This is a genomic window from Microtetraspora sp. AC03309 (assembly GCF_020826795.1).
Classification (GTDB): domain Bacteria; phylum Actinomycetota; class Actinomycetes; order Streptosporangiales; family Streptosporangiaceae; genus Microtetraspora; species Microtetraspora glauca.
Genome location: NZ_JADDIL010000057.1, coordinates 58,275 through 66,189 on the forward strand (window position 1 = coordinate 58,275; position 7,915 = coordinate 66,189).

A 7,915-nucleotide genomic window follows, 5' to 3' on the forward strand; every position below is an offset into this window, starting at 1 on the left:
CCGTACGGCTTCCGCACCGCCCGCCGTACGGCCCCACAGCGCCGCCCGTGCCGGTGAGTCTCCACGGAACCGCCGGCACGGGCGGTCAGTCATCCACCCATGCCTCCGGCCAGCGCTCCTCCAGCTCCGACAGGTCGTCGGGCACGGTGACCGCGTCGCCGTCGCCGTCGCCGTCGCCGTCGCCGTCGCCGTCGCCGTCGCCGTCGCCGTCGGCGTCAGCGTCAGCGTCAGCGGGGACGGGGACGGGGACGGGGACGGGCAGGCTGTAGACCGTCCTGCCGTACGCCGCCAGCGCCTTCATCACCCCGATGGCCGCCCGGGCCAGGAGGCGCCACGGCAGGCTCTCGTCACCTTCGGACACGGCGGCAGCCTCCTGCGGTCGGGATCGCGTCCCCGAAGGATGTCCGTACACGCTCGGAGCGGAGTGGACGACCAGTCGAGAACCCCCTCCGAGCGGCTCTCCAGCGGCATCCGAGCCTCGGTCACCACAGTGAGACGCGGGCGAGGAACGCGCGACATCTCACCCACCCGATGTCCCCGGCCGTCCCGACCGGGCGGCCGAGATTCCCGATGTCAGGAGTGCCAAGATGCAACACTGGAGTGGCGCGATGGGGCCAGGGGGCCAGACTCCGCTGGACGTGCTGCTGGAAACGCTCACCGAGCAGGAGTCGGCCGGCGTGAAGGCATGGTTGGGCGGAACACCCGGCTGGCCGGGCGCGCCCGCGGGGGTCTCCCCGAAGGCCCTGACCGAGCACCACGAGAAGGTCGAGAGCGACCGCTTCCGCCCGTCCGACGACGACCCCCGCGCCATCCGCAGCGTCGGGGTGATCGGCGGCGGGACCGCCGGCTACATGACGGCGCTCGCGCTGAAGACCAAGCGTCCCTGGCTCGACGTCACCCTCGTCGAGTCCAAGGAGATCCCGATCATCGGGGTGGGCGAGGCCACCGTCTCCTACATGGTGATGTTCCTCCACCACTTCCTCGGCATCGACCCGATGGAGCTCTACCGCAAGGTGGAGCCCACCTGGAAGCTCGGCATCAAGTTCGACTGGGGCCCCGACCCGGACGGGTTCATGGCCACGTTCGACTGGCACCACCACTCGATCGGCGCGCTCGGAGCCCTTGAGGCGGAGAACACGGTCAACGGCTTCACCGTGCAGTCGCTGATGATGATGGCCGACCGCGCCGGGGTCTACGAGATCGACGGCAAGTACGTGTCGCTGATGAAGTACCTCCCCTTCGCCTACCACCTCGACAACGCCCGGTTCGTCGCCTTCCTGACCGAGCTGGCGGAGCAGCGTGGCGTACGGCACGTCGAGGCGCGACTCGACGACGTCGTGCTCGGCGACGACGAGTGGGTCGACCACGTGCGGACGACCGACGGCCGCGAGCTCCGGTACGACTTCTACGTGGACTGCACCGGCTTCCGGTCCATGCTGCTGGGCAAGGCGCTCGACACGCCCTTCCACAGCTACGCCGGCAGCCTGTTCACCGACTCGGCCGTGACCGGCAACCTGGAGAACGGCGGCCACCTCAAGCCCTACACCACCGCGACGACCATGAACGCTGGATGGTGCTGGAACATCCCGACCCCCCAGAGCGACCACCTGGGGTACGTGTACTCGTCGTCGGCGCTGTCGGACGACGAGGCGCACAAGGAGCTGACCGAGAGGTTCCCCGGCATCGAGGGGCTGCGGCAGGTGCGTTTCCGCAGCGGCAGGCACGACAAGGCCTGGCGCGGGAACGTGATGGCGATCGGCAACTCCTACGCCTTCGTGGAGCCGCTGGAGTCCACCGGCCTGCTGATGATCGCCCTCGCCGTGCAGACGCTGACCAGCGTGCTCCCGGCCTCCTGGTCCGACGAGCAGGCCCGGGACGTCGTCAACATCGGGCTCGGGCAGCGCTGGGACGCGATCCGCTGGTTCCTGGCGATCCACTACAAGTTCAACACCCGGCTCGACACGGAGTTCTGGAAGGACGTCCGCGAGCGGTGCGACATCTCCGGCTTCCAGCCGCTGCTCGCGCTCTACCAGAACGGGGCGCCGCTCACCCGGCGCGACCCGTACATCCTCGACCTCGCTCTCGGGGCGGCGCCCACGTTCTTCGGCCTGGCCGGGATCGACAACATCCTCCTGGGCCAGAAGGTGCCCGCCCGCCTGCTCCAGCGCGCCGAACCGATCGAGGACTGGTGGGCGCGAAGGAAGGCGGGTGACGCGCTGGTCTCCCGGGCGCTCACGCAGAGCCGGGCGCTGGAGGCGTTCCGGACGGATCCGGAGCTGAACGCCCAGCTTCTGAACGACCTGGACAGCTGGGCGGGCCGCCACATCGCCGGCTACATCGGGATGTTGTGAGCCACGCGCGACCCACGCGCGACCCACGCGCGACCCACGCGCGACCCGTCGTGACCCGTCGTGACGAGGCGGGACGCCTCGCGGCCCAGCGCGCGCGCCCGGGTGGGCCCCGCGCGCGGGGCCGCCGCGCCCCGGTCACCGGTCCGGTCATCGGCCCCGGCCGCCGGCCTCGTCGCCGGCCCCTGATCAGGAGGTACGAGGTGATCGATCCTTCGGCACAACCCGTCGGGCGACCGTCTTCCACGGCCAGCCCCGCGGACTTCCGCGCGCTGATGGCGGCATTCCCCACCGGCGTCGCGATCCTGACGACCTTCGGACCGGACGGCGAGCCCAAGGGGATGACGTGCTCGTCCGTGTGCAGCGTGACGCTCACCCCGCCGGTCCTCCTGGTCTGCGTGCGGTACGGGAGCCCCACCCTGGAGGCGATCACACGGCGGCTGACCTTCGCCGTCAATCTGCTGCACGAGGGCGCGGCGGACACGGCCGGGCTGTTCGCCTCCGGCGACCCGGACCGCTTCGACCGGGTTCGCTGGCAGGCAGGGCCCGACGCCGCCGGGCCGCACCTGATCGACGACGCGCACGCGGTCGCGCACTGCCGGGTCGTCGGCACACAGGCGGTCGGCGACCACGTGATCGTGCTCGGGGAGGCCGGCCTCATCCGGCAGGAGGCGCGCCGCGACCCCCTGCTGTACGGGCTGCGCCGCTATGCCGCCTGGCCGGCCCCGCTGGGCGCGGAACGCTAGTGTCCCGGGCCTGAAATTCGCCGGCGACATCTATGCGAGGGATTCGAGGATCTCCTCCGCGGTCGTCTTCCACAGGAACGGCCGGGATGTCGTTCCCTCGCGTCGGTCCGGGCGGAACTCGTTGCCCTCGGGGTCGGTCACCGGGATCGACGGCGCCCCGTTGGGCCTCAACGGTCATGACGCATCGCCCGCTCGACGCTCTGGGTAGGCGCTAACTTCGACCATGCGCGCTGGCGAGAACGTGAAGATCACGGTATTAGTCCCCTCATGAGAAAGATTCTCTTCGCGTTGATCCTCGCGCTGTCTGTGGCCGCTCCCGCCCAGGCGGCCACGGCCACGGCCACGGCCAAGCAGTTCGGTTTCCTCGCCCCCGCCGACGACGGCCGTCTGGCCTTCGCCAAGGGCAAGATCTGGCGGCATCCCGAGTTCGAGGCGTGGGAGTGGAAGCGGACGGGGAAGTGGACCTCCTACGAGGTCTCCTCGAAGGCCACGTTCTACGTCAACATCCTGGCGAACCGCTCGGCCTCCAAGCGGGTGAGCTACGAATGGCTGCACAGGCACCTGAAGCCGTCCTCCGCCAGGAAGATGGGCTTCTACGTGTGGTTCGACTCCAGCAAGCGGATCGTGAAGGTCTCCCAGGTCTACACGCCCTAGTTGTAACGACACGGAGGCCCCCGAGGGCACGCTGGCGCGAAGAGTGAGAAGCACGAGGAGCGACAAGCGCGAGTTCGCCGCCCAGGTCCCGGGGAAGGGGCCTGGGCGGCGAACCCGTGTCAGGAGTAGCCCGCCACCTTCTGGAAGAGGTCGAACGAGCGGCCGCGGTGCGGCTCCTGGTATCCCCTGAGCGGCGCCGTGGCGTCGCGGTGGTCCGGCCCCCGCTCCCACGCGGTGAAGGCGGCCATGTCCTCCCACTCGCTCATGACCGCGAAGACGTCCGGCTCAACGGCGGATCGCAGCAGTTCGTTGCCGAGCAGGCCGGGGGTTCCGGCCAGCGTCGCGCTGACCCGGTGGTACGCCGACTCGACGGCCTCCACGTCGGCGCCGGTCGCCCGGCACCAGAGCACCACGCGGACCGCGCCCCGATCCCCGCCCTGTCGCACGCCCTGCTGTACATCCTGCTGTACGCCCTGCTGTACGGTCCGCCGAGCGGCCTCCTGCATCAGATGCCCCCGTCCACCATGAGGGTCTCCCCGGTGACGAACCGCGACTGGTCGCCGGCCAGGAAGAGCACCGCTCCGGCGACGTCGTCGGGCGTGCCCGGCCGGCCGAGGGCGATCAGGTGGCGGTAGCGGCTGAGCGCCCGCTCGTCCGCCTCTCCGGTCTCGATCGGGCCGGGCGCGACCAGGTTGACCCGGATGCCGGCCGGCCCCAGCTCCTTCGCCAGCGAGCGGGTCAGGCCGATCAGCCCCGCCTTCGCCGCGGTGTAGTGTGCCCGCCCGGGAAGCCCGCGCAGCGCGGCCGCGGCGCCGATGTTGACGATCGAGGCGCCGTGGCCCAGCAGGGGAAGGGCCCGCTGGGTGACGAGGAAGGCGCCGGTGAGGCTGGCGTCCAGGACCCGGTGCCAGTCCTCGACGGCGAGTTCGGCGAACGGGGCGTGGCTGATCGCGCCGGCGTTGTTGACGACGACGTCCAGCCCGCCCATCGCCGACAGGCAGACGCCGACCAGCCGGTCCACGTCGCCGGCGTCGGTCACGTCGGCCTGGACGACATGATGGTCGCCGCCGATCTCCTTGAACTCCCGGCGCAGCCCTTCCGCGTCCTCGCCGTCGTGCCTGGCGCACGTCACCACGGTCGCCCCGGCGCGCGCCAGGCCGAGCGCGACGGCCCGCCCGATCCCTCGCGTTCCGCCGGTGAGCAGGACTCTCCTCCCGTGCACGCTCATCGAATCTCCTGATCCTCGGTCGCCCCGGTCGCCCCGGTGCGGCGGCATTCGATGACGGTCCACTGACCCGCCCCCGGACTGTTGACGATCTCGAAACCGGCGGATCCGAGCAGCGCCCGCCACTCGGCGAGGTCCCGCTCACGCCCGCCGAAGCGGAGCATCATGTCGATGTCGAGGACCTTGCCGTGGTCCCAGACGTTCGCGGGCGCCAGCACGTGCTCCAGCACGAGCAGCCGGGCCCCGGGATCGCCGCCCATGGCGTCCCCGACCCGCCTCAGGATGGCGGCGGCGTCCTCGTCGTTCCAGTCGTGCAACACCGCCTTGAGGATGTACGCCCGGTGCCCGGAGGGCAGCTCGCCGAAGAAGTCGCCCTGCGTCAGCCGCACCCGGTCCGCCACGCCACGCTCGGCCATCACGGCGGCGGCCTCGGTCACCACCTGGGGCTGGTCGACCAGCGTCCCCCGGACGTGCGGGTGCCGTTCGAGCAGCCCCGCCAGGAAGTGGCCGCGCCCCCCGCCGACGTCGACCACGTCCGCGAACCGGCCGAAGTCGTACGCGTCGAGGAACCTGCCGGTCGTGGCGGCGCTCATCCGGGTCATCGCCCGGTCGAACAGGGCACCCGCCTCGGGGTTGGCGCGCAGGTGGTCGAAGAACTCCGAGCCGAAGATCTCGGAGAACACCGGCCGCCCGGTGCGCAGGCCGCTGACGATCTCCCCGTACGGGAACCAGAGCAGGTCCGACCCGTTGAAGAGGACCATGTCCCGCTGGCTGCCGGGCACGTCCGACCGCAGCGCCTCGGCCATCTCGGTCAGCGCGTAGACGCCCTCGTCCTGCTCGGTGAAGACCCCGACCGCCGAGGCGCAGCGGAGGAGGCGGCGCAGGGCGTCCGGGTCCGTGGCCGTTCTCTCCGCGATCTCGGTGACCGGCAGCGGCCCGTCCGCGAGCACGTCCGCCACGCCGACCTCGGCCAGTGCGTAGATCACCTGCGAGATCCGCTTGCCGCTGGTCAGCAGGAGCAGCCGGGCCTGGGCCGGTGGCCGCGCCTGGGGAGGCGCCCCCGTCATGGTGCTGGCGCCGTGCCAATTGCCGTCCATCTGATCTCCGTTCCATGTCACTTCGCGCGCTGGCCGATCCCACAACGGTGGCGTGAGCTGCTCAAAGAGCGCTCAGGTCCCGATCGAGGGGCCAGCTCAAGCGGCGGTCGAGTTACCCTCCACCGGCTGACGTGACCATGGCTGCGCCGTACCGGGTCGTCGAGAGGAGCGGGACGTGATCCCGGAACTACTTGAGGTAATCGCGCTGATCACCAGCGGGGTGGTCGCCGGGGTGCTGTTCGCCGTGGCCGTCAGCGTCCTGCCCACCTTGTTCGCCCTGCCGGCGGGGCGCTACATCGAGACCCATCGCCTGCTCGGCAAGGGCTACCACCCCACGATGCCGATCGTGGTCAACGTGGGGATGGTCGCCGACCTCTGGCTCGGGCTGATGCCCGGCGACCGGCTGCCCAGGACCCTGTTCGTCGTGGCGGGGGTGCTGCTGCTGGCCAGCCAGTTCGTCTCCCACCTGGGCAATGTGCCCATCAACCGCCGGGTGAAGGCCGTCGATCCCGAGGCGGTTCCCGAGGACTGGCAGGACCCCAGGCCCCTGTGGCGGGGGTGGCACATGCTGCGGACCTCGCTCGCCCTGGTCGCGCTGGCCGCGAACGCCGTCGCGGTCGTGCTGTCCTGACCGGCCCCGACCTCTACCGCGCCGGCCACCGCGCCGGCCGCCGCGCCGTCCATCAGGTCGGCCGCCGAACCCGCCGACCACCAGTCACGACCGGTCATCACGCCGGTCATCACGCCGGTCATCACGCCGGTCATCACAACAGTCATCACAACAGGAGGACACGATGCCCTTCGCCGCGATCAGCTACGGCGTCGCGCCGGGACACGAGGACGAGATCGCCGAGATCTTCGCCCCGGGGAACTTCACCCGCGCCGACTCGCCGGTCCTGCGGGACGAGGACGGGAAGGAGGTGGGGAGGCTGCTCGCCACCGGGCTGTTCATCCAGGACACCGACATGGTCCGGGTCATCCAGTACGAGGGCGACCTCGCCGCCGTGGGCCGTCACATGGCGGCGCAGCCAGGGGTGCACGAGGCCGAGCGGCGCATCGCGCCGCTGCTCGCCACCCCCAGGGACACCTCCACGGCCGCCGGTTTCCGCGCCCACTTCGGCCGTTCGATCATGACGCTGGTCCACGAGCACGCCCGTCGCGAACGCGTCGCCACCTCCATGATCGCCCTCCGGTACGGCCTGCGCCCGGACGCGGAGACCGCCGCCGCCGAGCTCCTGGCATCCGCGCCGCCCGTCTCCGGTGAGGAGGGGCCGATCCTCGCGAGCGCGAGCTTCCTCCGGGGCTCCACACTCATCCGGGTCCACCAGTACGAGGGGGACACCGGCGAGGCCGTCGGGTATCTGGCGGCCCGGGAGCGGAGCACGGGCGTGGCGGCGGTCGTCGAGGACGGGGACGCGGGGCTCGACGGGCGGGTGATGCGCTGCATCTCCCAGCTCTCCGTGCTGAACCCGCCGCGTCCCCGTACCGGATCGGAGGAGGTCACACCCGTGCCGGATCGGCGGCGGTGAGCAGCAGGGTCAGGCGCCGCCTGCGGGCGAGCAGTACGGCGCCGGCGAGCAGGGCCACCCCGCCCAGGCACGCGTAGTACAGGTGGGCGGGCACGGCCCCGGCCAGTTGCCCCACCCGGCCGCCGACGGCGGCGCCGACGGCGGCCGACACCCACCACACGCCCATCATCCGGCTCGTGTAGAAGGCCGGGGCCGCGCTGCCCGCCGCGCTGATCCCCACGGGCGCCAGGGCCAGCTCGCCGCACGCCTGCAGGAAGAAGACCGTGAGCAGCCACAGCGGGGAGACCGTGCCCCCTCCGCCCGCGCCCCCTGAGCC

General features: G+C 71.5%; 9 protein-coding genes and 1 pseudogene. 5 read left to right on the forward strand and 5 right to left on the reverse strand.

All coding sequences use genetic code 11. The features are described 5' to 3' along the window. Positions 1–85: 85 nt before the first annotated feature. A complete protein-coding gene (locus tag IMZ11_RS28935) occupies positions 86–361 on the reverse strand; it encodes a hypothetical protein (protein ID WP_228645613.1) in 276 nt (91 codons plus the stop codon). 226 nt (positions 362–587) lie between these two features. Here IMZ11_RS28935 and IMZ11_RS28940 point away from each other — a divergent pair, with 226 nt between their 5' ends. From IMZ11_RS28940 to IMZ11_RS28950, 3 genes are all read left to right on the forward strand, one after another. Then, on the forward strand, positions 588–2,351 hold the full coding sequence (locus IMZ11_RS28940) for a tryptophan halogenase family protein (RefSeq protein ID WP_228645614.1): 1,764 nt from the start codon (positions 588–590) through the stop codon (positions 2,349–2,351). 200 nt (positions 2,352–2,551) lie between these two features. Further along, complete coding sequence (locus IMZ11_RS28945; RefSeq protein ID WP_228645615.1) at positions 2,552–3,094, forward strand: flavin reductase family protein; 543 nt, start codon at positions 2,552–2,554, stop codon at positions 3,092–3,094. Between the two features lie 267 nt (positions 3,095–3,361). Continuing rightward, entirely contained in the window at positions 3,362–3,748 is a 387-nt protein-coding gene (locus tag IMZ11_RS28950) for a hypothetical protein (RefSeq protein ID WP_228645616.1), read from the forward strand. A gap of 119 nt (positions 3,749–3,867) precedes the next feature. On the opposite strand, the gene IMZ11_RS28955 is transcribed toward IMZ11_RS28950, so the two are convergent. Genes IMZ11_RS28955 through IMZ11_RS28965 form a run of 3 tightly spaced genes read right to left on the reverse strand, consistent with a single transcriptional unit; the run spans position 3,868 to position 6,070 of the window. After that, a complete protein-coding gene (locus tag IMZ11_RS28955; protein WP_228645617.1) occupies positions 3,868–4,254 on the reverse strand; it encodes an antibiotic biosynthesis monooxygenase in 387 nt (128 codons plus the stop codon). Beyond that, on the reverse strand, positions 4,254–4,976 hold the full coding sequence (locus tag IMZ11_RS28960) for an SDR family NAD(P)-dependent oxidoreductase (RefSeq protein WP_228645618.1): 723 nt from the start codon (positions 4,974–4,976) through the stop codon (positions 4,254–4,256). The genes IMZ11_RS28955 and IMZ11_RS28960 overlap by 1 nt, the downstream gene beginning before the upstream one ends. Then, entirely contained in the window at positions 4,973–6,070 is a 1,098-nt protein-coding gene (locus IMZ11_RS28965; protein WP_228645619.1) for an acetylserotonin O-methyltransferase, read from the reverse strand. Before IMZ11_RS28965 ends, IMZ11_RS28960 begins: the two co-directional genes overlap by 4 nt. A 175-nt stretch (positions 6,071–6,245) precedes the next feature. On the opposite strand from IMZ11_RS28965, the gene IMZ11_RS28970 reads away from it, so the two are divergent. Further along, the gene (locus IMZ11_RS28970) at positions 6,246–6,701 is read left to right on the forward strand and encodes a DUF1772 domain-containing protein (protein ID WP_228645620.1); all 456 of its coding nucleotides are present in this window, start codon (positions 6,246–6,248) and stop codon (positions 6,699–6,701) included. Positions 6,702–6,864: 163 nt separating this feature from the next. After that, positions 6,865–7,599, forward strand: a complete 735-nt coding sequence (locus IMZ11_RS28975; protein ID WP_228645621.1) for a SchA/CurD-like domain-containing protein — start codon at positions 6,865–6,867, stop codon at positions 7,597–7,599. Here IMZ11_RS28975 and IMZ11_RS28980 read toward each other — a convergent pair. After that, positions 7,571–7,915: pseudogene (locus tag IMZ11_RS28980) on the reverse strand (MFS transporter); the annotation flags it as partial. The gene IMZ11_RS28975 and the pseudogene IMZ11_RS28980 sit on opposite strands and share 29 nt — an antisense overlap.